The following is a 25422-nucleotide window of genomic DNA, read 5'->3' as shown; positions in this document are numbered from 1 at the left end:
CGCGTCAGCCCCGCGCGACGGGCGGCGACACGTCGGCGAGCAGCTTCTCCACCACGTCGGTCACCGACACACCGTCGAACTGCGCCTGCGCGTTGAGCAGCACGCGGTGCCCGAGCACCGGCAGCGCCAGCTCCTTGATGTCCTCGGGGGTGACGAAGTTGCGGCCCTTGGTCATCGCCCAGGTCTTGGCGCAGCGCACGAACGCCAGGCAGCCGCGCACGGACACGCCGAGCCGCACGTGCTCGTGCGTGCGGGACGCCTCGGCGAGCCGGGTGACGTAGGACAGCACCGCCGCGTCCACGTGCGTGCGGTCCGCGGTGGCCGCGAGCTGCGAGACGACCTGCGAGCTGATCACCGGCTGCACCGCCGCCGACCGGTCGCGCACCGAGGCCGCCGACAGCAGCGCCACGGTCGCGGTGTGGTCGGGGTAGCCGATGCTGGTCTTCATCAGGAACCGGTCCAGCTGCGCCTCCGGCAGCCGGTAGGTGCCCGCCTGCTCGACCGGGTTCTGCGTGGCGATCACCATGAACGGCTTGCCCACCTCGTGGGACACGCCGTCGACGGTGACCCGCCCCTCCTCCATGACCTCCAGCAGCGCCGACTGGGTCTTGGGCGAGGCCCGGTTGATCTCGTCGGCGAGCACGATGGAGTGGAACACCGGGCCGCGGTGGAACTCGAACTCCTGGCGCCGCTGGTCGTAGATGGTCACACCGGTGACGTCGGAGGGCAGCAGGTCCGGGGTGAACTGGATGCGCGAGTTGGTGCCCTGCACCGACCGCGCCAGCGCCTTGGCCAGCATCGTCTTGCCGGTCCCCGGGTAGTCCTCCAGCAGGAGGTGCCCCTCGGAGAGCAGGCAGGTCAGCGCGAGCCGGACCACGTGCTCCTTGCCGACGATCGCGACGCTGACGTTGGCGACCAACCGGTCGAAGGTCTGCGCGAACATCTGCGCCTGCTCCGGTGTGGCTGTCATAACCCGTTCCTGTCCTCTGTGTACAAAGCGCTGGTGGTCACCAGACGAGCGGTTCGGCCTCGACCTCGCCGCAGGTGACGTAGAGCTTCGTGCCCGGCGACCCGTAGAAGTTCGTGGTCTGCCGCTTCTGGTTGGGCTGCATGTTGACGTTGGTGAAGGTGCCCGGGTTGTCGGCGCGGAAGGTGCACGTCACCGGGGTGAGGAAGAACTTCGTCTCCAACGTGATGAACGCGCAGCTGGCGTCCGTGCACGCCGTCGGCTTGTCCTTGTCGCACGGGTTGGCCTCGGTGCCGCAGGCCGCGCCCTTGCTGATCACGACCGTGGGCGCGGGCGGCGGCGGGTCGGTCTTGATCGACTTGGTCACGGTCAGCGTGGGCCGGTCCTCGTCGGTGACCGTGACCGTGACGCTGTACTCGGTGTTGTAGCCCGCGTTGGCCTTGCCGGACCAGTCCCAGTCACCGGCGCCGGTGGTCAGGTTCTCGGTGAGCTTGGCGGACTTGATCTGCACCTTGGCGGGCTTGCCGTTGGCGTTGACCGAGACGCGGATGTTGACGTCGTCGTCGGTCTTGGTCAGCGTCAGCTCCAGGTCCTTCATCGGGCCGAACGCGGTGACCGGGGTGCTCGCCGGGGCGTTGCACGGGTCGCCCGCGTAGGCACCGCCCTGGCTGCCGTTGCAGGTGCGCAGCGAGATCGACGTCTGCTGCCCGTTGGGCAGGCCGTTGATCGTGAAGCTCGCGTTCTGCTTGCCGTCCGGGTCGAAGGTCCAGGTGCCGCAGCTGGCCCCGGCCGCGGTGCAGGTGACCGTGTTGGTGCGGCCGTGCGACGCGGGGGCGTCGAAGGTCAGCTTCGCCTGACCGTCCACACCGGTCGGCTCCGCCTTGATCGAGCCCGCGTCGAACGGGTCGGGGGTGGCGGTGGCCTCCATCTCCGCGCCCGGGCTGGGCGGGGAGGTGTGGTCGTCGCCGGGCGCGGAGTTGGTCGCGGTGACGGTGTAGGTGTAGATCGTGCCGTCGTTGGCGAGGCCGTCGTCGGCGCACGAGGTGGCGGAGACGTCTCTGCAGACGACCTTGTCGCGGCCACCGCCCGTGCGGTTGACCGTGTAGGTGACCGGTCCCGGCCCGTTGGGGCTGGTCGGTGCCCACGTGACCTGCACCGCGCGGGACTTGCCGTCGGCCGACTGCGCCGCGGTGAACGACGGCGCGGCGGGTCGTGACGGCGAGCCCGCGGACTGGCCGGTGGTGGACGCGGCCGGGCCGGGGCCCTGGCCGTTCACCGCGACCACGGTGAAGGTGTAGACGGTGTCGTTGTCCAGGCCGGTCGCCGTGGCGCCGGTGGCGCCTCCCGGGACCGTGGTGCGTCCGCCGCCGGTCCAACTGATCTCGTACTTGAGGATCTCGCTGCCCTCGTTGTGCGGCGCCGTCCAGTTCAGCTGTACCGCGCCGTCACGCGGTGCCGACGCGGTCAGCGCGCCGACCGCGCCGGGTACCTCGTCGGGCTTGGCCGGTGCCGACGCCGCGCTGGGCTTGCCCCAGCCGACCAGGTTCCGCGCCTTGACCGTGAACGAGTACTGCTTGCCGTTGGTCAGCCCGTTGATCGTGCACGGCGACGCCGAGCACGCCTGGCTGCCACCGTCGTAGTCGACCTGGTAGCCCTCGATCGGCGCGCCGTTGTTGGCGGGCGTCGACCAGGACAGCTCGACCACGCGGCTGAGCGTGGTGCGGCCCGGCACCGGTGTGCCCGGCGCGTCCGGCACCCCGAGCACGCGCAGGCTGATCCGGCCGGGGACCTTGCGGTCCGCGCGGCTGCGGTCGGCCACGTCGGTGACGGTGACCTCGAAGGACATCGTGCCGTGCGAGTCGCCGCTCGGCGTGATGCGCACGGTGGCGCCGTCGGAGAGCGCGGTCGCGGACCCGCCCTCGACCTGGTGCACCGACACCACGGAGATCACCGGGTCGCGCAGCCTCGACCGCACGTACGCGGCGACGTTGACCTCGGCGGTCTCCCCCGCCTTGATGCCGTCGATGGTCACCGGCGACATCGACGGCGCGGGCGCGGCGATCACCTTGACGGAGAACGGGGTGCCCTTCGCGGGCGAGCCCTGCACGCCGACCTCCAGCACGCCGTTGCTGCCCGGGCGGGCCGCGCCGGACGCGGTGAGCCGGATGGTGCGGCTGCCCTCGCCCTCGATGTCGACGCCCTGGGCCTCGTTCGCCCACCGCGCGGTGTACTTCAGGTCGGCGGCGCCGCCCACCTTGGCCGTCCACACGTGGCAGACCGAGGTGATGTCCATGCCGATCGTCGTGCCACCGGCGATGAGCGTGATCGTGCCGGTGGGGCAGCGCAGGATCGGCACGTCCGGGCCGACCTGCACGGGCACGGTGATGTAGGCCGTGGTGCCGTCGGTCAGCGTGGCGCCGTTGGTGACCTCGAAGGTGATCGCGGCCGGGCCGTTGTAGCCCGGGATCGCGGTGAGCACGAGGTTCTGGTCGCCGTCGTTGCGCACCTTCAGGCCGATGGCGGGCGAGGCGGAGATGTGGTCGGCCAGCGTCAGCTTGACCGGCTTGCCCGCCGGGTCGATGACGAAGTCCGCGACGGCCACGGTCTTGCTGCCGTCGGCGGGCACGTCGATGCTCTGCCCCGGCTTGGCGTAGGGGGCGCCGTTGCCGGTGGCGGGCACGTGGATGAAGCCGAGCGCGGTGGCGCCGCCGCCGTCGCGCAGCTCGTAGGCGACGGTGCGCGGGAAGTCCTTGACCGCCACGGTGATCTTGCCGTCGGCCTGCGTGGCGCCGTCGTCGAACACCTTCGCGACGGTCAGCTCCTCGGCCGGTCCGTCGACGTCGCCCGCGGCGGCGAACACGTCGACCTCCACGGTGCCCGCGCCGGGCCGGGGCTGGGCGTAGGTGTCGCCCGCGATGGGCGGCACGTTGTAGTCCTTCTGGCTGCGCACGGTCAGCGTCGCGGTGGACGGTTCGCCGTAGCCGCCGGTGATGGCGTAGACGACGACCAGCGGCTTGCCGGTCAGCTCGGGCGCGGTCAGCTCGATGAGCCCGGAGTCGGGGTTGAGCGAGACGCCCGCGGGCAGGTTCGCGTTGCGGTCGGCCAGCGGTTCGACGCGGATCGAGTCGCCGGGGGCGCGCAGGTCGTTGCCCATGACGTCGATGGCCAGCCGGACCCCGGGGGCGGCGGTCACCACGTCGTCCACGGCGACCGCGGGCTGCGGGTCGCCCGGCGGCACCACGGCCACCCGGACCTGGGACTCGGCGGACTTGCCGTACGCGTCGGTCACCAGGTAGCTGAAGGTGTCGGTGCCCGCGCTGGTCGGGTACGCCTGGTAGGTCACCGAGGTGGCGCCGATCTCGATCACCCGGCCGAGCGCGGACGCCGAGCCGATGCCGGTCACGGTGACCGAGTCGCCGTCCGGGTCCACCCCGCTGGTCGGCACGATGATCTTGATGGTGTCGCCCGCGGTCGCCCGCGCCTCGACCGGCTGCGGGGCCGGGGCCTGGTTCGGCGCGGCCGGGGTGGGCGCCGGGTTGACCGTCACGTGCGCCTGCCCGACGGCCTGGTCGCCGTTGGGGTTCTGCGCCACGTAGCTGACCGTCACCTTGACCGGCGCGTCCACCGTGGACGGCGGCACGTAGCGGACCACGCCGCCGGTCACGTACGCGGAACCGACCTGCTCGTCCGGGTTGGACACGCCCACCACGGAGAGCTGGCCGCGCGCGGGCGCGCCCTCGACGTTGGCCTGCAACGAGATCGGCGAACCACCGGGCGTGGTGTCGTTGTCCAGCACCGGGATCGCGACCGAGTCGCCCGCGCGGACGGTCGCGTAGTCGTCCTTGGGCACCGGGGTGTCGTCGGCGGGCGGGCCGAGCTGGGTGACGGTGACCTCGCCGGAGATCGCGCCGGTCAGGCCGTTGGTCACGGTGTAGCGGACCAGCTGCGGGTTCGGGCTCAGTGTCGGGGTGAGCGCGGTGAGCCGCAGCCAGCGGCCCTTCACGATGGCGACCTTGATCTGGTCGTCGACCACCGGCGCGGCGGACTGCACGACCAGCAGCGCCCCGGACGGGTCGACGTCGTTGGCCAGCACGTCGACCAGCGTCGGCAGCTGCGCGCGGACCACGGCGCTGTCCGGCACCGCGACCGGCGGCAGCGGCTCGGCGGGCGCGGGGGCCGCGTCGACCCGGATGCCGCCCTTGGCGAACGGCGCGTTGCCGAAGGCGGCCGAGTACTCCAGGAACACCGTGCCCGGCCGGTCGACGACGACGGTCACGAGACCGGTCTTGAGGTCGGTGGTGACCGCGGCGCCGGGCGGCGCGGCCAGCTCACCGGCCAGCCGCAGCCGGGCCAGCGGGTCGCTGGGGTCGGAGCCGGGCCGGTCGTTCTCCAGCGGCTTGACCTGGATCGGGCGGCCGACCTGGCCGCGCACCACGTCCGGCTCGGCCACGGCGGCCACCGCGGCGGTCGCGGTCGGCTCCTGCACCAGGACCGACTCCTCGCCCATGACCGGCTCGCCGCGGCCGTCGGTGACCCGGTAGTCGACCTGGCGGGTGCCCGCCTCGCGGGGCGCGGAGTACTCCACGAACCCGGCCGGGGTGGTGGTCACCGAGCCCGCGTCGGTGTGCGCGTCGGCCAGCACGATCGGGTCGCCGTCGAAGTCGCGCCACTCGGTGGTGGCGGCGATGGACAGCAGCCCGCCGGACGGCACGCTCCAGTCGCGCTCCTTGAACCCGGTGCGCAGCGCGGGCGGCTCGTTCTGGTCCTGGGTGCGGCCCTCGACGTTGACCGAGGCGGTGGCGTTGAGGCCCTTGCCGTCGTCGACGGTGTACTTGAACCGGGTGTCGACGGCGCTCTCGGGCATGGTGAGCTGCACGGTCTGGCCGTCCGGCGAGATCGCCAGCTTCACCGCCGGGTTGTCCGGGGCGGTGATGGCCGAGATCGACAGGATGTTGCCCGCCGGGTCGGAGTCGTTGTCGAGCACGTGCAGCACGGTGGTGCGACCGGGCCGGGCGCCGAGGTTGTCGTCCACGGCCTTCGGCGGCTTGTCGTTGACGACGTCGGTGTTCTTGTCGTCCTTGGTCTTGTCGCTCTGGTTCTGCACCGGCGGCGGCTTCACCGCGGACCAGTTGTCGACCTTGCGCCGGGTGTCGAGGTCCCAGACCGCGCCGGAGGCCAGGTCGTTGAGCACGGCCTGCCCGCGGTTGACCCGGAACAGCGGCTTGACCAGGGCTTCCAGGTCGGCGAGCCCGCCGGGCTCGGCCTTGCCGCCCGCACAGGCGCGGACGTAGCCGTCCGGGGTGCGCGACCAGGCCGCGTGCACGCAGTTGCCGACCCGGACGGGCGCCGCCGGGGCGCCCTTGCCCGCCTCGGAGAGCACGCTGACCTGGCCGTCGGCGATGGTGACGGAGATCAGGTCGGTGCTGGTGGCCAGCACGACCGCGGCCGACCCGGGGCCGGGCTGCTGGAGCCGCGCGGCCTCGTCGGTGTCGACGGGGATCTCGCGGCCGTCGGGGAGCACGAGCTTGTGGCCGACGGGGTCGAGCACGACCAGGTCGCCGCCGACGGAGGTGACCTGCACGCTCTGCAACGGGTGCGGCAGCGTCGAGTAGTCGGCCTCGGCGAAGGTGTTGTCGGCGGGGCGGATCGTGGCGACCTTGCCGGTCTTGGCGACCACGCGCACGGTGCCGTCGACGCCGACGGCGAGCGCGGCGTCCGGGTCGACGGCGGCCAGCGGCGCGTTGGCGGGGTCGAGGGTGCCCAGGTTGGTCATGCCCGCCTGGGTGTCGACGCGGGTGGCCCACACGCGGCCGGTCTTCGGGTCGAGCGCGGCGAGCGTGCCGCCCGCCATCGCCAGGGTGGTGTCACCATCGACGGATAAGCCCTGCTCGGGCAGGGCGACCGCGCGGGCCACGTCGACGGGGAAGAGCCTGCCGGTCGCGGCGTCGCGGGCGGCCACCGCCGAGCCGTCCTGGTGCACGTCGAGCTGGTAGGTCTGCTGGGTGCCGCCGGGCGGGTAGAAGGCCGCGTCGAGGGCGCCGACCGGCTTGTTCAGCCTGCCGAAGAGGCCGTCGCGGTCGCTGGTGACCCAGATGCCGCCGTCGTCCAGCTCGATCTGCCGGACCGGGTACCCGGTCGACGACAAGGCGAAGGTGACCAGTGCCGTGGCACCGACGGCCACCACGACCGAGGAGGCGATGGCGGTTCGGTGTCGCCTGAAAAAACCCACGTGTCCCCTGCCAGAGTCCCCTAGCCGTCAACCGGCCCTATCGCGTCGCGCGGGGACAATGTTGCAGATTCACCGGGTCGGGTTCCACACCCGGTTCCGGTTCCGGGCGCGCTCCCGGGCGGCGACCCGGGTTCCCGCGCTCAGGTGACGTGATGGACAACACAGAGCGCTGTTTCGGCGGTTGACGGAGAGTGCTCCGTTCAGCCCATTCCGTCGCGGTCACGGTGGTAACTCCCGCACCTCGCACAACTCTGTTATCAGCTACGAAGGGTGACGTCCGCGAATGCGGAAATGCGCGGCGGCGCCTTCGAACAATCGTCAGTCGGAAGTGGATTCTTCGAGGTGGTCGACGACCACCACGGTGACGTTGTCGCGACCGCCCGCGGCCACCGCGGCGCGCACCAGCACGTCCGCCGCCTCGCGCGGGTCCGCGACCCCGGCCAGGTGGCCCGCGATGGTGTCGTCGTCGAGCTCGCCGGTGAGGCCGTCGGAGCAGAGCAGGAACCGGTCGCCGGGGGTCAGCGGGAGCGGGAACAGGTCGGGGTTGGGGGGCATCGGCGAGCCGAGCGCCCTGGTCACGACGTTGCGGCGGGGGTCGACCGCGGCCTGCGCCGGGCTCAGCTCACCGGCGGCGACGAGCTCGGAGACCTCGGAGTGGTCGACGGTGAGCTGGGTCAGGCCGCCGCCGGTGTAGCGGTAGACGCGGGAGTCGCCGACGTTGAACACGCTCCACTGCACGGCTCCGTCCACTTCGACCAGGCAGAGCCCGGTGATCGTGGTGCCCATCCCGGCCTGCTCTGGGTTGCGCACGGCGGCGGCGAGGATGTCGCCGTTGAGCCGCACGATGTGCTTGCGGACGTCGTCGGGGTGGGGCAGGCCGTCCCCGCCGAGCTGGGCCAACCCGGCGACCGCGAGCCCGCTGGCCACGTCACCCGCGGCGTGCCCGCCCATGCCGTCGGCCACCGCGTAGACGGTGGACGTGATGACGTAGTTGTCCTCATTGGCCGCGCGGACCAGGCCGACGTCGGTCGCGGCCCCGGCCCTGATCGTCGGTTCCACGGTCACCGTCTACCCCCACGCTAGTTCGACGAGCGGCACGACGCCGTCGTCGTCCCAGCCACCATCGTCCCAGGCCGGGCCGCCGTTGCACACCTGATCATGGACAACGGGCGGTCGGGGAGGTGCGGAAAGGTGTTTTCCATTGGTACACAAAGGACTTCCCGGGTGGAGCCGGCAGCGGGACTCGAACCCGCAACCTTTCGCTTACAAGGCGAGTGCTCTGCCAATTGAGCTATGCCGGCAGTCGACACCGCCCGGGGATCACAGCCAATCGTAAGCCCAGACGGTTGTGGGGTTGCGGGGCGACCCATGATCCGAGACCGTCGACTGGCTGGTACGGGTGCTCTTTGTGGGTGTTCGGTGGTGTCGTCGGACTGCTGAGGAGGTCGGGATCGTGCGGTTCGCGCGGCGCGCGCCGTTCGGGTTGGGGCGGTTGGTCGAGGGTCGGGAAAAGCCGGGCGTGAACGGGAACACCCAGCTCAACGGGCATTCGGTGCACCACTCGGAGAGCACGGCCGTGTACGGCCCGGCGCTACCCGAGGAACGCACCGTCCACTTCGTGCTTGACCTGGCGTTGCGGATTGGTGAAGTGCAGATGGCGTCCGGGGCCGGGGCGGCCGACGCCACCGCGACGATCCTGGCCGTGTCGGCGGCCTACGGGTTGCCGCACTGCGAGGTGGACGTCATCTTCACCTCGATCACCGTGGCCTGCCAGCGCGGCACCGACGAGGCGCCGATCACCTCGCTGCGCGTGGTGCGCTCGCGGGGTCTGGACTACACCCGGCTCGCCGACGTGGAAACGCTCGTCCAGCGGATCACCGCGCGCCGCGTCGACGTGCTGGCGGCACGCGCCGAACTGGAGCGCATCACCACCGCACCGCACCCCTACCCGCGCTGGGCGGCCACGCTGGCCTTCGCGGGCATGGCGGCGGCGATCACCGTGCTGATCGGCGGCGCGGCACCCATGGCCGCGGCCGCCGCCGTCGTCACCGCCCTGGTCGACCGGGTCGGGCGGCTGCTCAACCGGCGCGCGCTGCCGTTCTTCTTCCAGCAGGTGGTCGGCGGCGCGCTGGCCACGGGGGCGGCGCTGGCGCTGATCGCGAGCGGGGTGCTCACCGCCAAACCGACCGTGCTGGTCGCCGCCACGATCACCGTGCTGCTGTCCGGTCTGTCCGTGGTCTCGACCGTGCAGGACGCGATCACCGGCTACAACGTCACCGCGGCGGGTCGGATGATGGAGATCTCGCTGATGACCGCCGGGCTGATCACCGGGGTCGTGCTCGCGCTCAACACCGCGATCTGGCTCGGCATGGCCTACACGCCGCTGGCCGACCCGCTGCCGCCGAGCGCTTTTCGTCTACCGGTGCAGACCATCGCGGCCGCGGCGTCGGCAGGCCTGTTCGCCCTCGCCAGCTACGCCAAGCCGCGCGCGCTGCTCGTCGCCTCCGTCGCGGGCGGGGTCGGCGCGGCGACCTACGGCGCGTTGACGCTCACCGGCTCCGGCACGATCGCCGCCTCCGCCATCGCCGCGGTGGTGATCGGGTTCGCCGGTGGGGTGATCTCCCGCCGGTTCCGCATGCCGCCGCTGGTGGTGGCGGTGTCCGGTCTGGTGCCGCTGCTGCCCGGTCTCACCATCTACCGCGCGCTCTACGAACTGGCCGTGCTGCGCGACATCAGTGGCCTGCCCACGCTCATGCTCGCCGCCGCGATCGCCTTGGCGCTGGCCGCCGGGGTGGTGCTCGGCGAGTACCTGGCGCAGCCGGTGCGCAGCGGCCTGAGCCGGTTGGAGCGCAAGCTCGCGGGCCCGCGGATGTCCGGGCCGTTGCGTCCCACCGAACGGCGCCTGGAGTAAGCCCGGGAAGTAAACCCCTGGGCCGCGTGAGAGTCGCCACGCCGCACACGCACCGGTCGCAGGACGCGGCGACGCGCCCGAGTGGATAGCCTCGAACGGGTAATCGGGGCTGGGCGGTCTTGAGGAGGCGCGGCGGGCGTGAGCAGCGAAGACGGTGCGGATTTCATCGTGGTCGCCAACCGGCTGCCGGTCGACCTGGAGCGCCTGCCCGACGGCACCACCCGGTGGAAGCACAGCCCTGGTGGGCTGGTCAGCGCGCTGGAGCCGTTCCTGCGCCGCAACAGCGGCGCATGGGTGGGCTGGCCGGGTGTGGCCGACGTCGACGTGGACGAGTTCACCGAGGACGGCCTGCGGCTGTACCCGGTGTCGTTGACCGGTGACGAGGTCCGCGACTACTACGAGGGTTTCTCCAACGCGACGTTGTGGCCGCTTTATCACGACGTAGTAGCGCCGCCGGTTTTCGACCGCGGTTGGTGGGACAGCTACGTCAAGGTGAACCACCGCTTCGCCGAGGCGTGCGCGCGGGTCGCCGCCAAGGACGCCACGGTGTGGATCCAGGACTACCAACTCCAGTTGGTGCCCGCGATCCTCCGGGAGCTGCGGCCGGACCTGCGCATCGGTTTCTTCCTGCACATCCCGTTCCCGCCGACCGAGCTGTTCATGCAGCTGCCGTGGCGCACCGAGATCGTGCGCGGCCTGCTCGGCGCCGACCTGGTCGGGTTCCACCGACCGGGTGGCGCGCAGAACTTCCTCTGGCTGGCCCGCCGCCTGCTCGGCCTGGAGCCGACCCGCGGCGCGGTCGGCGTGCGCACCCGACCCGGTGTCATCCAACTGGGCGACCGGGCGGTCCGGGTCGGCGCGTTCCCCATCTCGATCGACGCGGCGGGCCTGGACGCGCTGTCGCGCAAGCGGGAAACCGTCGCGCGCACCAACCAGATCCGCGCCGATCTGGGCAACCCCAAGAAGGTGATCCTCGGGGTCGACCGGCTGGACTACACCAAGGGCATCGACCTGCGGCTCTACGCGTTGCAGGAGTTGCTGAGCGAGGGCCGGGTCGACCCGGACGAGGTCGTGATGGTGCAGCTGGCCACGCCCAGCCGCGAGCGGGTCGAGCACTACCAGCGGATGCGCAGCGACATCGAGCAGGTGGTCAGCCGGATCAACGGCGAGTTCGGCCGGGTCGGTCGACCGATCGTGCACTACCTGCACCAGTCCGTGGGACGCGCGGAGCTGAGCGCGTTCTTCGCCGCGGCGGACGTCATGCTCGTGACGCCGGTGCGGGACGGGATGAACCTGGTGTGCAAGGAGTACGTGGCTTGCCGCCACGACCTCGGCGGCGCGCTCGTGCTCAGCGAGTTCGCGGGCGCCGCCGCGGAGTTGACCAGCGCGTTCCTGGTCAACCCGCACGACCTCGACGGGGTCAAGAACGCCATGCACGCGGCCCTCGCAATCGATCCAGCGGAAGGTCGCCGTAGGATGCGCGCGCTGCGGCGACAAGTGCTGACCCACGACGTCGACCGGTGGGCTCGCTCGTTCCTCGACGCACTCGACCCGGAGCACGCCCACTGACACCGCGCGGTTCGACCACACCGCGAGCCGCCGACACGCAGACCGCCCAAACCCTGCCTGAGCCCAAGGAGAAGGCGTTGACCGCCGAGGCACTCCCCGCCGAGTTGCGCCGCGCCATCGTGCAAATAGCCCGCACGCCCCGGCTGCTGGTCGCCTGCGACTACGACGGGACGCTCGCGCCGATCGTCGAGAACCCCGAACACGCCCGCCCGCACACCGAGTCGGTCGGCGCGCTGCGCTCGCTGGCCGGCCTGCACGAGACCACCACCGCAGTGATCTCCGGCCGGGCGCTGCGCGACCTCGCGACGCTGTCCAGACTGCCCTCCGAGGTGCACCTGGTCGGCAGCCACGGCTCGGAGTTCGACGTGGGCTTCGTGCACGCGCTCGACGCCGAGGCCCGCGACCTGCACCGGCGGATCGAGGCCGAGCTGGCCAAGCTCACCGAGGGCGCCGAGGGTGTGGCGCTGGAGGTCAAGCCCGCCAGCATCGCGGTGCACGTGCGCCGCGCCGACCCGGTGACCGCCGACGAGGTGCTGGAGCGGGTCCGCACGGGCCCGTGCACCTGGTCCGGCGTCCAGGTCACCGAGGGCAAGGCGGTCGTCGAGCTGGCCGTGGTGCAGACCGACAAGGGCCACGCGCTCGACGTGCTGCGGCACCAGGTCGGGGCCACCGCGGCGATCTTCGTCGGCGACGACGTGACCGACGAGAAGGCCTTCGTCCGGCTCTCCGGCCCGGACCTCGGGGTCAAGGTCGGCGACGGCGAGTCGCACGCGGAGCACCGGATCCCCGACCCGATCGCGGTCGCCACCATGCTCGCGTTCGTGCTGGAGGAGCGCCGCGCCTGGCTCTACGGCGACCAGGCGCCGCCGATCGAGCGGCTGTCCATGCTGGCCAACGAGCGCTCGGTCGCGCTGGTCACCCCGGACGCCCGGCTCACCTGGCTGTGCCACCCGGAACCGGACTCGGCGGCGATCTTCGCCGACTTGCTCGGCGGGCCGACCGCGGGCCACTTCTCGGTCGCCCCCGAGCGCGGCGGGCTGCCGCTGGGCCAGCGCTACCTGCCCGGCACCATGACCGTGGAGACCCGCTGGTCCGGTCTGCTGGTCACCGACTACCTCGACCACGGCGCCGAGTCGCACCGCACCGACCTCACGCGGGTGCTGTCCGGCTCGACGCCCGCCGTCGTGGAGTTCGCGCCGCGCCCGGAGTTCGGGCAGGTGCAGGTGCGCTTGGCGGCCACCGCGGACGGCCTGCTGGTGCTCGGCACCGGTGACCCGATCGCGCTGCGCGCCCCCGGCGTGGACTGGGAGATCACCTCCGACGGCCAGTTCGACTCCGCGCGCGCCGTGGTCACCCCGACCCCGGACGCGCCGGTGGTGTTCGAGCTGCGCTGCGGCACCGACGACACGGGCCCGCACCCGGTGGCCGAGCACGAGCGCAAGGCGCGGGCGGCGGGGTACTGGACCGAGTGGCTCGACACCCTGGTGCTGCCGCCGGTCGAGAAGGAGCTGGTGGCCCGCTCCGCGCTGACCCTGCGCGGGCTGTGCCACAGCGAGACCGGCGCGATCATGGCCGCGGCGACCACGTCGCTGCCCGAGGAGATCGGCGGCATCCGCAACTGGGACTACCGCTACTGCTGGCTGCGCGACGCGTCGATGACCGCGAAGGCGCTGGTGTCCCTGGGTTCCACGGCCGAGGCCGAGGCGCTGCTGCGCTGGCTGCACGGCGTGCTGGCCACCCTGCCCGGCCCGGAGCGGCTGCACCCGCTGTACACGATCGCGGGCACCACGCTGCCGCCCGAGGCGGTCATCGACACCCTGCCCGGGTACGCCGGTTCGCGGCCGGTCCGGGTGGGCAACCTGGCCAACCAGCAGGTGCAGCTCGACGTGTTCGGCCCGGTGGTCGACCTGGTCGCGGCCCTGGCCGAGGTCAAGGGCGAGCTGTCGGACGGCGACTGGGCGATGGTCCGGGCGATGGCCGAGGCGGTCACCCGGCGCTGGCACGAGCCCGACCACGGCATCTGGGAGGAGCGGCACCGCCCGCGCCACCACGTGTACTCGAAGGTCATGTGCTGGTTGACCATCGACCGCGCGCTCAAGCTCGCCGAGGCGCACGGCCGCACCCCGGAGCCGGGGTGGGCCGGGCTGCGCGCGGAGATCTCGGAGGACGTGCTGGCCAACGGCTGGAACGACGAGGTCCGCTCGTTCACCACCGCCTACGACGGCACCGACCTGGACGCGGCCACCCTGATGATCGGCATGGTCGGCCTGGTCGACCCGGCCGACGAGCGGTTCCAGGCCACGGTCACCGCGACCGAGGCGGAGCTGCGCAGCGGGTCGACGGTCTACCGCTACCGCCGCGACGACGGCCTCCCGGGCGACGAGGGCGGCTTCCACATCTGCGCGGCCTGGATGATCGAGGCGTACCTGCTGACCGGGCGCCGCCCCGAGGCGGAAGACCTCTTCGCGCAGATCGTCAACGCGGCGGGCCCGACCGGGCTGCTGCCGGAGGAGTACGACCCGGTGGCCGAGCGGTCGCTGGGCAACCACCCGCAGGCGTACTCGCACCTCGGACTCATCCGCTGCGCGCAGCTCCTGTCCAGCTAGTACCCGCACGCACCAGCCACGGGCCGATCGTCCACACGGGACGGTCGGCCCGTGCGCGTCGGCGGTGATCACCCCTCGTTGTAGCCAATCGTTCATGTGGCCTTCATGTCCCGATCCGGTGAATCGGCGTCCAACGAAGTGTCACGAAGGGATGATCGGCCTCGCGAGGAGGGGTGATGAAACGACAGGTCAGCGTGGGTCTTGCGGTCGTGTTGCTGGCGGCGGTGGTGGTGATCATCATCAGTTCGGGCGATGACGACGCCCAGCCGGGCCAGAGTTTGACCACCGTGCGTGGCGTCGGCGGCTCCGAGAAGGCGGCGTTCTTCGCGGACCCGCGCGTGGTCGACGTGTTCGCCCGCCACGGCTTGCGGGTGGCGTACGACGCGGCCGGTTCCCGCCAGATCGCCACCACCGTCGACCTGACCCCGTACGACTTCGCGTTCCCGTCGTCCTCGCCCGCCGCCGAGCGGATCAAGGCCGACCGCAAGGTCGGGCAGGTCTACACCCCGTTCTCCTCCCCCATGGCGGTCGCCACCTTCGCGCCGATCGCCGACCTGCTGGCCGCGCAGGGCGTGGTGAAGCCCGGTCCGGAGGGCCGCCAGGTCTTCGACATCGCCGCCTACCTCGACCTGGCCGCCAAGGGCACCCGCTGGGACCAGCTGCCCGGCAACACCGCGTACCCGGCGCGCAAGAACATCCTGGTGACCACCACCGACCCCCGGGACTCCAACTCCGCCGCGATGTACCTGGCCCTGGTGTCCTACGTGGCCAACGGCAACAGCCCCGTCGCCTCCCCCGAGGCCGAGGCGCGCGTGCTGCCCGCGGTGTCGAAGCTCTTCCTGGACCAGGGCTACACGCAGAGCAGCAGCGAGGGCCCGTTCGAGGACTACCTGGCCACCGGCATGGGCAAGACGCCGCTGGTGATGATCTACGAGTCGCAGTACCTGGACCGGCAGGCCCGCGCGGACGGCTCGATCACCCCGCAGATGCGGCTCATCTACCCGGCGCCCACGGTGTACTCGACGCACACGCTGGTGCCGCTCAAGGGCGAGGGCGACCGGGTCGGCAAGCTGCTCGGCGACGACCCCGACCTGGTTCGCTTGGCCGCCGAGTTCGGCTTCCGCCCCTACCAGCACCCGCAGGTGTTCCAGCAGGTCGCGACCGCGCGGAAGCTGACCGTGCCCGCCGACGTCGGCGAGGCGGTCAACCCGCCCAGCTACGAGACGCTGGAGCGGCTGCTGGAGGCCGTCGGGAAGCAGTACCGGTGACCGACTTCGCGCTGACCCCACCCGACCCCGTCGACCCGATCCCGGTCGACCGCGCCGCGGGTCTCGTGCCGCTGGACGAGCAGACCCGCGGCGCCACCGCCGAACGCGCGGAGAAGATCGCCGGTGAGCTGAGCGGGCTGGACCCGCGCGCCCCGGAGTTCACCGCGAAGGTCGACGAGCTGCTCGCCTTGGGTGAGGCGGACATGCGCGTCGCGGCGACGATCGCGGCGAGCCTGCTCGACCGGACCGTGGACGCCGCCTCGACTGCCGACCAGGGCGTCACCGGCAGCCTGGCCGACCTGCGCCGCGCGGTCACCGCGCTGGACCCGGGCGACTCCGGCCCGCGCAAGCTGCTCGGGCTGCTGCCGATGGGCAACCAGGCCAAGAAGCTGCTGGACCGCTACCGTGCGGCGGGCACCCCGGTGAACCGGCTCGTGCTCGACCTGCGGGGCCGCCAAGACCAGCTGCGCCGGGACAACGCGGCGATCAAGGGCGAGCGGGCCCGGTTGTGGACGACCATGACCCGGCTGTCGGCCGCCGCCGCGTTCGCCGAGGCGCTGGACGCGGCGGTGGAGCAGCGGGCCGGGGTGCTCGACATCGCCGACCCGGGCGCGGCCAACGCGTTGCGCGCCGACGTGCTGCTGCCGGTGCGCCAACGCCACCAGGACGTGCTCACCCAGCTCGCCGTCTGCGCCCAGGGCTACCTCGCGCTGGACCTGGTGCGGCGCAACAACGACGAGCTGATCAGGGGCGTGGAGCGGGCCTGCTCGACCACGGTGTCGGCGCTGCGGATCGCGCTGGTGGTCAGCGGTGCCCTAGCCAACCAGAAGAACGTCCTCGACGAGCTGGACGCGTTGCGCGGCACCACCGAGGGCCTGATGCGCGGCAACAGCCAGCTCTTGGCCGACCAGACCGCGCGGATGCGGGCGGCGAGCGCGGACCCGGCGGTCGGCGTGGCCACCATCCGCGAGTCGTTCGACCAGGTGTACCGCTCGATCGACGCGATCGACTCCTTCCGGGCGAGCGCCGCGACGACCATGGCCACCACCGTCGCGACGCTCACCGAGGAGCTGCGCCGGGCCGAGGGACACCTGCGCCGCTCGCGCACGGGTGACATCAGCGAGATCACCGGTCCCCAATGACCGACAGGAGACGACAAGTGGGCAGGGTCTTACCGGCGGTGCTGGCGCTGGTCGTCGGGACAGGTCTGCTCGCGGGCTGCTCCAGCGACCCGGAGGGCCCCACGACGAGCCCGCCCGCGCCGGGCAAGCTGCGGGTGCTGGCGGGCAGCGAACTGGCGGACCTGCAACCGGTGCTCGACCGCGCCGCGCGGGACACCGGGGTGAAGGTCGAGTTCACCTTCACCGGCACCATCGAGGGCGCGGAGGCGCTGGCCCGCGGTGACGCCGACAAGGCCTACGACGCCGTGTGGTTCTCGTCGAACCGCTACCCGCAGGCCCTGCCGGACGCGGCGCGCAGGCTCGGCAACCAGACCAAGATCATGAGCTCCCCGGTGGTGCTCGGGCTGGCCAAGTCGAAGGCCGGATCCCTTGGCTGGGCGGGCAAACCGGTCACCTGGACCGACATCGCCAAGGCCGCGGAAGCCAAGCGGTTCAGCTACGGCATGACCGACCCGTCCGCGTCGAACTCCGGTTTCTCCGCGCTCGTCGGGGTCGCCTCCGCGCTGGCCGGTACCGGCGCCGCGGTGAACGCGGACCAGGTCAAGACGGTCACCCCTGAGCTGAAGAAGTTCTTCGCCGCGCAGTCGATGAGCGCGGGCTCGTCGGGCTGGCTCTCCGACGCGTACCAGCGGCGCGCCGCGGGCACCGATCCCGGCCAGAAGATCGACGGGCTGGTCAACTACGAGTCCGTGCTGCTGTCGCTCAACGCGAGCGGCAAGCTGCCGGAGCCGCTGACGCTGATCTACCCGACCGACGGCGTCGTCACCGCCGACTACCCGCTCACCCTGCTCAGCAACGCCAGCGACCACGCCCGCAACGACCACCAGCGGCTCGGTGACTTCCTGAAGGCGCCGGACGTGCAGCGGGAGATCATGGCGCTGACCCACCGCAGGCCGGGGCAGCCCGGCGTCGCCCTGGCCGCCGAGTTCGGCACCCAGCCGATGGTCGAGCTGCCGTTCCCGGCCACGCAGGAGGCGTTCGACGCGCTGCTGTCGGCGTACTTCGACCAGATCCGCAAGCCGTCGCGGACCGTCTACGTGCTCGACGTGTCCGGGTCGATGAACGACGACGACCGGATCGGGTCGCTGCGCACCGCGCTCGTCGGGCTGACCGGCGCCAGCGACGACCTGGTCGGCCGCTACCGCCGCTTCCACGGGCGCGAGGAGGTCACGTTCATCCCGTTCAACGGCGCACCGCAGGCACCGCGGTCGTTCACCGTCCCGGAGACCGACCCGAAGGCGGAGCTGGAGCGGATCAAGTCGACCGTGACGGGGCTGGAGGCGAGCGGCGGCACCGCGATCTACGACAGCCTGGAGCGCGCGTACCAGGTGATCGCGAGCCAGCCCGCCGAGGACCGGTTCACCTCGATCGTGCTGATGACCGACGGCGCCAACACCAGCGGCACCGGCTACGACGACTTCCAGCGCGCCCAGGCGGGCCGGTCACCGCAGTTGCGCGGCGTGCCGGTGTTCCCCGTGCTGTTCGGCGAGGGCGACCAGACCGAGATGGAGGGCCTGGCCGCGCAGACCGGCGGCAAGGTGTTCGACGCCCGGAAGGCGGGTCTGCAACAGGTGTTCCGGGAGATCCGTGGCTACCAGTAACCCGGTCGTCCGCTACTTCGGTTCGACCAAGAACCTCGCCGGGTCGGCCCTCGGGCTGGTCGGTGTCGTGCTGCACCTCGCGGGTGCGGTCGGTGGCCTGTGGCCGGTGGTCGTCGTGGGCCTGTACCTGGTCGGGGCGCTGGGGGCGCCGCCGGAGAAGGTGCACCTGGGCGTCGACCCGGACGCCGAGGCGTCCCGGCTGCGGGCCGACCTCAACGAGCTGGTCGGGAAGGTCAAGGCGGCCTCGACGCGGATGCCCGAGGGGTCGGTGGACCGGCTGGAGCGGATCGCCGAGGTGCTGCGGTCGATGCTGGACCGGCCGCGCGCCCTGGCCGACGACCCGGAGTCGACGCACGGCGCGACCCGGCTCATCCGGGTGGACGTGCCGCTGGCGGTGGAGACGTACCTTAACCTGCCGTGGTGGTTCGCGGTGGCGAAGAAGGTCAACTCCAGCACGCCGAGCGCGGCGGAGGAGCTGCTGACCCAGCTGGAGCTGCTGGAGAAGGACGCCGAGGCCGTGTCCGGCCGGTTCTTCGCCGACGACCTGCGGAAGCAGTCGGACCACACCCGGTACCTGCGGGACCGGTCCGACGGCCACGACTGAGAACGCGGAGACCGACATCGGGCAAGTACCCGGTGTGACGGCCGAAACCATCCCGGACGACCGCCCGGACCTCACCGGAGCGCGGGCGGGCGCGGAACTGACCCGCCTCTACGCGGCGCACGCCCGAGACCTGCACCGCTACCTCGCGCGGCGGCTCACCCCCGCCGCAGCCGACGACCTGGTGGCCGAGACGTTCCTGATCGCCTGGGAGCGCCGGGCCACCTACAGCCCGGGCCGGGCGAGCGCCCGCGCCTGGCTCTTCGGCATCGCGACCAACCTGGCCCGCAGGCACGCCCGCGACGAGGTGCGCGGACTGCGCGCCCACACCCGCGCGGGTCCGGAACCCGATACGGCCGAGGCCGCCGAGGTCCGGGCCACCGCTCGCGCGGACGCGGCCAACCAGACCGCCGCGCTCAGCGCCGGACTGGCCGGGCTGAGCGACGAGGAACGCGACGCGCTGCTGCTCGTCGCCTGGGCCGGGCTGACCCCGAAGGAGGTCGCCGAGGCCCTGGGGATCAACCCGACGACCGTGCGCACCCGCCTGCACCGCGCCCGGACCGCCTTGCGCACCCACCTCACCGACAGGGAGAACCGGACATGACCGACGAAGACCTCGACCTCCTGCTCGCCGACCTGAACGCCGACGTCCCGGACATGACCGACGACGCCTACAACGCCGGCCTGGCCCGCCTGGTGGGCCGCACCGGAAGCGCCGAAGACCTCGAACCCGCCCAGCCCACGCCCCGCCCGGTCCTGGTGCCGGCGTCACCGCACGCCGACCGGAGCCCACCGCGCCGACGACGAGTGTGGACGGTGGCCGCCGCTGCTGCCGCCGTGGCAGCCGTCTCGGCGGGCGTCATCTACGCGGTCGGCGACAACCACGGCCAGACCACTCCCAGTGGCACCGTGCCCACGGACAGCCCGGTCGGCTCAAGTGCACCCCACACGCCCGCACCCACAAGTAGGGCACCAATCCGAGACGTGACCGATGTCGCACCCACGACGCTGGCGGTGGTCGGCAGCACACCCACCCACTACGCGATGGCTCCCATGCGGTTCGGCCCCATCGGGCCGATGCCCAACCACCCGGTCAACAACGCGGGTGACCTGGCCGCCGTCGTGTCCGACCTGGAAATCCCGCCGGGGGCGTTCCGCTTCGAGTTCAGCGGGGCGTGGCAGAACGGGAAGCTCACCCACGGCGTGTACCACTGGTATTCGTCGGATCCCGCCGGGGACTGGGGAACCCAGGACGCCCCGAAGGCCGGGCAGCCCGCTCCAGCGCTGCGCCTGGTCAAACCCGATTCATCGGGCCGCGAACTCCAACAGCAGCGCCTTGACGCGATCCCCGACGACCCGGCGGGCTACTACGAGCAACTGCGGCAGCAGTTCACCGGTAAGCCCAGCGGCCAAGCGAACGCGGTGCAGACGATGAGCGGCCTGCTGTACGGGGACGCGAAGGCCCGCGCCACGATCTTCCGCACACTGGGCTACTTCGACTCGGTGACCGTCCGCACCGACCAGCGCAACCCCGACGGTCGGATCGCCACCGCGATCACGGTGAACGACGGCCACATCTACCTCGAGCTCTACATCGACCCGGCGACAGGCAGGTTGATCGGTCGCCGCAGCAGCGAACTCGGCCCGGCTCGGGAGGTGACCACCGAGGCGCTGGTACCCACCATGGGCGCGTTCCCCAAGTAACCGCCGGGCGGGGCACTGGGAGTGCCCCGCCCGGTACTACTTCCGCAGTACTTGGAGGTTGTGCATGGCCGACGCCAGGTCGGCCACCTCCCGGACCTCTATCCCCTCCGGCAGGTCCCCGGAATCCTTGGGCACCAACGCCTTCGTGAACCCGAGCCGCACGGCCTCGCTCAGCCGCGAACGCACACCGCTCACCCGCCGGACCTCGCCCGCCAGGCCGACCTCGCCCAGGACCACCAGGTCCGGCGGCAGCGCGACGTCCCGCGCCGCCGTGGCGACCGAGAGCGCGATGGCCAGGTCCGCGGCCGGTTCGGGGATCTTCATACCGCCGACCGTCGCGGTGAACACGTCCGCGTCGCCGAGGCGGACGCCGCCGCGGCGCTCCAGCACGGCCAGCACCATGGCGACCCGGGCCGAGTCGAGGCCCGACACGGCCCGCCTCGGGGTGCCCAGGTGGGACTTGGCGACCAGGGCCTGGAGTTCACCCAGCAGGGGGCGCTTGCCCTCGACCGCGACCGTCACCGCGGTGCCCGCGACGCCCGTGTCGCGGCGGTTGAGGAACAGGCCCGACGGGTCGGGGACGCCGACGATGCCGCTGTCCACCATCTCGAAGCAGCCGATCTCGTCGGCCGGGCCGAAGCGGTTCTTCACCCCCCGCAGGAGGCGCAGGGCCGAGTGGCGGTCGCCCTCGAAGTGCAGGACGACGTCGACGAGGTGCTCCAGCACGCGCGGGCCCGCGATCGAGCCCTCCTTCGTGACGTGCCCGACGAGCAGCACCGGCAGGCCGCGCTCCTTGGCCAGCGCGACCAGCGCGGCCGTCACCGCGCGGACCTGGGTGACGCCGCCCGGGGCGCTGTCGACCGCGGGCGACGACATGGTCTGCACCGAGTCGACCACCAGCAGGCCCGGGTTCACCGCGTCCACGTGCCCCAGCAGCGACGCGACGTCGCTCTCGGCGGCCAGGAACATCGACTGGTGCACGTTGCCCGTGCGCTCGGCGCGCAACCGCACCTGGCCTGCGGACTCCTCGCCGGTGACGTACAGCGTGGGCCCGTAGTCGCCTTCGCGGGCGGCCCAGCGGTAGGCCACCTCCAGCAGCAGCGTCGACTTGCCGACACCGGGCTCACCGGCCAGCAGCACCACCGCGCCGGGCACCAATCCGCCACCGAGCACCCGGTCCAGCTCGGAGACACCGGTCTGCTTGGCCCGGGCCGCCTCGATGTCGACCTCGGCGATCGGCCGGGCCGGGGAACTCGGCGCCCCCGCCGCGACCTTGACCCGGGGCGCGCCGATCTCCTCCAGGCTGCCCCAGGCCTGGCACTCCGGGCAGCGGCCGAACCACTTGGCCACCGCGTGCCCGCACTCGGCGCAGCGGTAGCTGAGCTTGGTCGTCTTCGTCACCACGCGGCCACGCTACGGGCCGTCACCGACAGCCCGCGGGGTAGCGGCTCAGTGGCCGCCCTCGGCGGCGGCGTGCTCCTCGCGCGGGCCGTTCGGCGCGGCGATGGGCAGGCCGACGGTGATCTGACCCGCCTTCTCGAACACGAAGGTCACCGGCACGGTCTTGCCCGGGTAGAGCTTGTCGCTCAGGCCCTTGAGCACGATCTCCAGCTTGCCCAGGTCGACCTTCTTCGACGTGGTCGTGGTCGTCGTGGGGGTGCTGCTGGTCGGCGCGACCGAGGAGGCCGACGAGCTGCCGGTCGTGGTGGTCGCGGCGCCGGAGGACGAGCCGGACGGCGTCGTCGTGGCGGCGGCGCTCGACGTGGTGGTGGTGGTGGTCGGCGTCGGGGTGGTCGGGGCGACGGACTTGCCGCCGCTCTCCTCGCCCGGCTTGCCGACGGCGAGCGCGAAGCCGCCCGGCAGCACGGCGTCGCCGGTGATCTCGACCTCGGTGGCCACCGGGCTGGTGACCTCGAGGAGCTTGTCCGCGGTGCCGCCGGAGTTGACGATCGCGAGCACGAGCGGCGCGTCGGCGCCCTTCTCGTAGTGGCCGCCCTTGGGGAAGGCGAGCATCGCGTCGCGCAGCGCGATCTGGCCCGACTGGGCGAGCGCGCCGTTCACAGCGGGCAACTGGGAATCCGTCTGGGTGATCTGGCCGGAACCGCACGCGGCGGCCCCCAGGACGGCGACCAGCCCGAGGCCCAACGCGGCGGGGGCGCGGCGCAACCGTCCGGTCGAGTTCTGCTGTGCACGGCTCACTGGGGCTCCTGCGTCGCTAGCGGACAATCACCTACCGGGCCGAAGCCTAGCCCGCGCAACAGATCGGGCCCGCGCGTGGTCGGACAATCACCCGAGGGGTGTCGGATCCGTCACGTCCGGGCGTGAAGGTCCGGTGAAGGTCCACTGTGGAGATCGACTCCGCGCCGCACCCCGCGCGACACCCGCCTGAGTACGCACGTTTCGCCGTTGTCAACCCCCCTGCATTCCCTTATCTGGCCCTTGACCTGCGCAGACGGTCCACCCGTCCGCGCCCGTGCGACCTTCTGAGCAGCCCGACCCGTGTTAAGATGGGTGCAGCGAAAGGGGCAGAGGACACATGGTTTTCAAGGTCGGAGAGACCGTCGTCTACCCGCACCACGGTGCCGCACTCATCGAAGCGATCGAGACCCGCGTGATCAAGGGCGAGGAGAAGAAGTACCTCGTCCTCAAGGTCGCGCAGGGTGACCTCACGGTTCGCGTCCCCGCAGACAACGCCGAGATCGTCGGGGTGCGGGACGTCGTGGGTCAAGAGGGTCTCAACCGCGTTTTCGACGTGCTGCGCGCGCCGCACACCGAGGAGCCGACCAACTGGTCGCGTCGGTACAAGGCCAACCTGGAGAAGCTCGCCTCCGGCGATGTGAACAAGGTGGCCGAAGTGGTGCGAGACCTCTGGCGGCGGGAGAAGGATCGCGGCCTGTCCGCCGGCGAGAAGCGGATGCTGGCCAAGGCGCGGCAGATACTGGTCAGCGAATTGGCGCTGGCCGAGGGCACCGACGAGGACAAGGCCGAGGTGCTGCTCGACGAGGTCCTGGCGACCGCCTCCGTCTGACCAGCGGTTCCACCGGACGGACAAGCCTGGGTGACCTGCCGGGCGCAGCGATGTGACCGGCTTGCCAGACTGACCCATGCCCGAACTCCAGATGGCACCCGACGCAGCCGGGGGCGAGCCCACCGCGCGGGCGGTGGCGGTCGTACCCGCCGCGGGCCGAGGCGAACGCCTCGGGTACGGGATGCCCAAAGCACTGGTCCCCGTGCGGGGGACCGCTCTGCTCACCCATGCCGTGCGCGGCCTGCTCAACGCGGGCTGCGTGCGGCATGTCGTGGTTGCGGCCCCTCCGGCCGACGTCGAGGTGGTCGCGGCGCTGCTGCGTGACGCGGATCTCCCGGCCGATGTCGTGCCCGGCGGCGCCGACCGCACCGACTCCGTGCGCCGGGCCTTCGAGCACGCCGTGAAGGCGGTCCCCGACGTGCGCGTCGTCCTCGTGCACGACGCCGCGCGCGCGTTCACCCCGCCCTCGGTCATCCGTGCCGTAGTGGCCGCCGTAGCGTCCGGGGCGCCCGCCGTCATCCCAGTCCTGCCGATGGCCGACACGGTGAAGCAGGTCGATTTCGACGGCACCGTGCTCGCCACCCCCGACCGGTCCGCCCTGCGCGTCGTGCAGACCCCCCAGGGCTTCGCCACCGACGTCCTGACCAGGGCGTACGCCGAGGCGGGCGACTCCGCGACGGACGACGCGGGGCTCGTGGAGAAGATCGGCGTGCCGGTCGCCACGGTGCCCGGCCACGCCTGTGCGATGAAGGTCACAACCCCCTTTGACCTGGCGATTGCCGAGGCCGTGCTGGCCGGACAGGAGAACTCGTGAGGGTCGGGATCGGCACCGATGTTCACCCGATCGACGTAGCCCGGGAGTGTTGGATCGCGGGCCTGCACTGGCCGGGCGAGGCGGGCTGCACGGGTGATTCGGACGGGGACGTGGCCGCGCACGCGCTGTGCGACGCGCTGCTGTCCGCCGCGGGACTCGGCGACCTGGGCGCCGTCTTCGGCACCGGCGACCCGAAGTGGGCGGGCGCGCACGGCACGGAACTGCTCACCGAGGTGCGGGTGCGGGTCGAGGCGGCCGGGTACCGGGTGGGCAACGCGGCGGTGCAGGTCGTCGGCACCCGGCCGAAGATCGGCAAGCGGCGGGCGGAGGCGCAGGAGGTGCTGTCCGCGGCGGTCGGCGGGCCGGTGTCGGTGTCGGGCACGACCACCGACGGGCTCGGGCTGACCGGTCGCGGCGAGGGCATCGCGGCGGTGGCCACGGCGTTGCTGCTGCCGTCCGAGTGAAAGCACACATCCCGCCCACCGGGACCGGCCGGGCCGAACCCGCTGATCACGGCTAGGTTCAGCGGATATGGCAGCAACTCTCTCCGACGCGGCGCGCGCCCTCTTCGACGGCCCGAACTTCGCGGTCCTGTCCACGATCAACGCCGACGGCAGCCCGCAGTCGTCGGTCCTGTGGGTCACCCGCGACGGCGACGACATCCTGTTGTCCACGCTCGTGGGCCGCAAGAAGGAGCGGAACCTGCGCCGGGACCCGCGGGTCAGCCTGACGATCTACGCCGCGGACAACCCGTACGCCTACGCGGAGGTCCGCGGCACGGCCGAGCTGACCACCGAGGGCGGCGGCGAACTGATCCACACGCTGGCGCGCAAGTACACCGGCGAGGACTACAAGGCGGACGCGCCGGGTGCCGAACGCGTTGTGGTGCGGATCACTCCGACCCGTGTGACGGGCCGCGCGATCTGACCTCTACCTTGGGAAC

Annotated in this window: 18 protein-coding genes and 1 tRNA gene; 13 read left to right on the top strand and 6 right to left on the bottom strand. The window is 72.1% G+C overall.

The features are described from left to right. Positions 1-4: 4 nt before the first annotated feature. From V5P93_RS02490 to V5P93_RS02475, 4 genes are all read right to left on the bottom strand, one after another. Positions 5-970 (bottom strand): MoxR family ATPase, encoded by a 966-nt coding sequence (locus tag V5P93_RS02490; RefSeq protein ID WP_104477699.1) that lies wholly within the window; start codon positions 968-970, stop codon positions 5-7. Between the two features lie 37 nt (positions 971-1007). Then, positions 1008-7196: an Ig-like domain-containing protein gene (locus V5P93_RS02485; RefSeq protein ID WP_245931106.1), complete on the bottom strand. Its 6189-nt coding sequence runs from the start codon at positions 7194-7196 to the stop codon at positions 1008-1010. A gap of 318 nt (positions 7197-7514) precedes the next feature. Continuing rightward, positions 7515-8261: a PP2C family serine/threonine-protein phosphatase gene (locus V5P93_RS02480; RefSeq protein WP_104477701.1), complete on the bottom strand. Its 747-nt coding sequence runs from the start codon at positions 8259-8261 to the stop codon at positions 7515-7517. Positions 8262-8421: 160 nt separating this feature from the next. Further along, a tRNA-Thr gene (locus V5P93_RS02475) sits at positions 8422-8497 on the bottom strand. A gap of 251 nt (positions 8498-8748) precedes the next feature. On the opposite strand from V5P93_RS02475, the gene V5P93_RS02470 reads away from it, so the two are divergent. The 9 genes from V5P93_RS02470 to V5P93_RS02430 all read left to right on the top strand — a co-directional run bounded on the left by V5P93_RS02470 (position 8749) and on the right by V5P93_RS02430 (position 20637). Next, positions 8749-10107: a threonine/serine exporter ThrE family protein gene (locus V5P93_RS02470; RefSeq protein ID WP_245931135.1), complete on the top strand. Its 1359-nt coding sequence runs from the start codon at positions 8749-8751 to the stop codon at positions 10105-10107. A gap of 138 nt (positions 10108-10245) precedes the next feature. After that, on the top strand, positions 10246-11676 hold the full coding sequence (locus V5P93_RS02465) for a trehalose-6-phosphate synthase (RefSeq protein WP_104477702.1): 1431 nt from the start codon (positions 10246-10248) through the stop codon (positions 11674-11676). Positions 11677-11753: 77 nt separating this feature from the next. Continuing rightward, positions 11754-14282 (top strand): trehalose-phosphatase, encoded by a 2529-nt coding sequence (gene otsB / locus V5P93_RS02460; protein ID WP_104477704.1) that lies wholly within the window; start codon positions 11754-11756, stop codon positions 14280-14282. A gap of 176 nt (positions 14283-14458) precedes the next feature. Continuing rightward, entirely contained in the window at positions 14459-15550 is a 1092-nt protein-coding gene (locus tag V5P93_RS02455; RefSeq protein ID WP_104477706.1) for a hypothetical protein, read from the top strand. Further along, positions 15547-16692, top strand: a complete 1146-nt coding sequence (locus V5P93_RS02450) for a toxic anion resistance protein (protein WP_104477708.1) — start codon at positions 15547-15549, stop codon at positions 16690-16692. The genes V5P93_RS02455 and V5P93_RS02450 overlap by 4 nt, the downstream gene beginning before the upstream one ends. Further along, entirely contained in the window at positions 16689-18332 is a 1644-nt protein-coding gene (locus V5P93_RS02445; protein ID WP_104477710.1) for a VWA domain-containing protein, read from the top strand. Before V5P93_RS02450 ends, V5P93_RS02445 begins: the two co-directional genes overlap by 4 nt. Further along, positions 18319-18936 carry a hypothetical protein gene (locus V5P93_RS02440; RefSeq protein WP_104477712.1) on the top strand — a complete coding sequence of 206 codons (618 nt, stop codon included), beginning with the start codon at positions 18319-18321 and terminating at the stop codon, positions 18934-18936. The genes V5P93_RS02445 and V5P93_RS02440 overlap by 14 nt, the downstream gene beginning before the upstream one ends. 34 nt (positions 18937-18970) lie before the next feature. Beyond that, a complete protein-coding gene (locus V5P93_RS02435; RefSeq protein ID WP_245931110.1) occupies positions 18971-19537 on the top strand; it encodes an RNA polymerase sigma factor in 567 nt (188 codons plus the stop codon). Beyond that, positions 19534-20637, top strand: coding sequence for a hypothetical protein (locus V5P93_RS02430; RefSeq protein WP_104477716.1), 1104 nt, complete (start codon positions 19534-19536; stop codon positions 20635-20637). Before V5P93_RS02435 ends, V5P93_RS02430 begins: the two co-directional genes overlap by 4 nt. Positions 20638-20673: 36 nt before the next feature. On the opposite strand, the gene radA is transcribed toward V5P93_RS02430, so the two are convergent. After that, on the bottom strand, positions 20674-22041 hold the full coding sequence (gene radA, locus V5P93_RS02425) for a DNA repair protein RadA (protein WP_104477718.1): 1368 nt from the start codon (positions 22039-22041) through the stop codon (positions 20674-20676). A 45-nt stretch (positions 22042-22086) separates the two neighbouring features. Continuing rightward, on the bottom strand, positions 22087-22836 hold the full coding sequence (locus V5P93_RS02420) for a hypothetical protein (protein WP_104477720.1): 750 nt from the start codon (positions 22834-22836) through the stop codon (positions 22087-22089). A gap of 337 nt (positions 22837-23173) precedes the next feature. Between V5P93_RS02420 and V5P93_RS02415 the strand changes: the two genes are divergently transcribed. The 4 genes from V5P93_RS02415 to V5P93_RS02400 all read left to right on the top strand — a co-directional run bounded on the left by V5P93_RS02415 (position 23174) and on the right by V5P93_RS02400 (position 25406). Next, positions 23174-23665 carry a CarD family transcriptional regulator gene (locus V5P93_RS02415; RefSeq protein ID WP_104477722.1) on the top strand — a complete coding sequence of 164 codons (492 nt, stop codon included), beginning with the start codon at positions 23174-23176 and terminating at the stop codon, positions 23663-23665. A 76-nt stretch (positions 23666-23741) separates the two neighbouring features. After that, the gene (ispD, locus tag V5P93_RS02410) at positions 23742-24479 is read left to right on the top strand and encodes a 2-C-methyl-D-erythritol 4-phosphate cytidylyltransferase (RefSeq protein WP_374065236.1); all 738 of its coding nucleotides are present in this window, start codon (positions 23742-23744) and stop codon (positions 24477-24479) included. Next, positions 24476-24943 carry a 2-C-methyl-D-erythritol 2,4-cyclodiphosphate synthase gene (gene ispF / locus V5P93_RS02405; RefSeq protein ID WP_104477724.1) on the top strand — a complete coding sequence of 156 codons (468 nt, stop codon included), beginning with the start codon at positions 24476-24478 and terminating at the stop codon, positions 24941-24943. Before ispD ends, ispF begins: the two co-directional genes overlap by 4 nt. A gap of 67 nt (positions 24944-25010) precedes the next feature. Continuing rightward, on the top strand, positions 25011-25406 hold the full coding sequence (locus tag V5P93_RS02400; RefSeq protein ID WP_104477726.1) for a PPOX class F420-dependent oxidoreductase: 396 nt from the start codon (positions 25011-25013) through the stop codon (positions 25404-25406). Positions 25407-25422 lie beyond the last annotated feature (16 nt).

It is taken from the genome of Actinokineospora auranticolor (assembly GCF_041897805.1).
Taxonomy (GTDB): Bacteria; Actinomycetota; Actinomycetes; order Mycobacteriales; family Pseudonocardiaceae; genus Actinokineospora; species Actinokineospora auranticolor.
The sequence above is the reverse complement of the archived record's forward strand: the minus strand, read 5'-3'. Positions and strand labels throughout refer to the sequence as shown.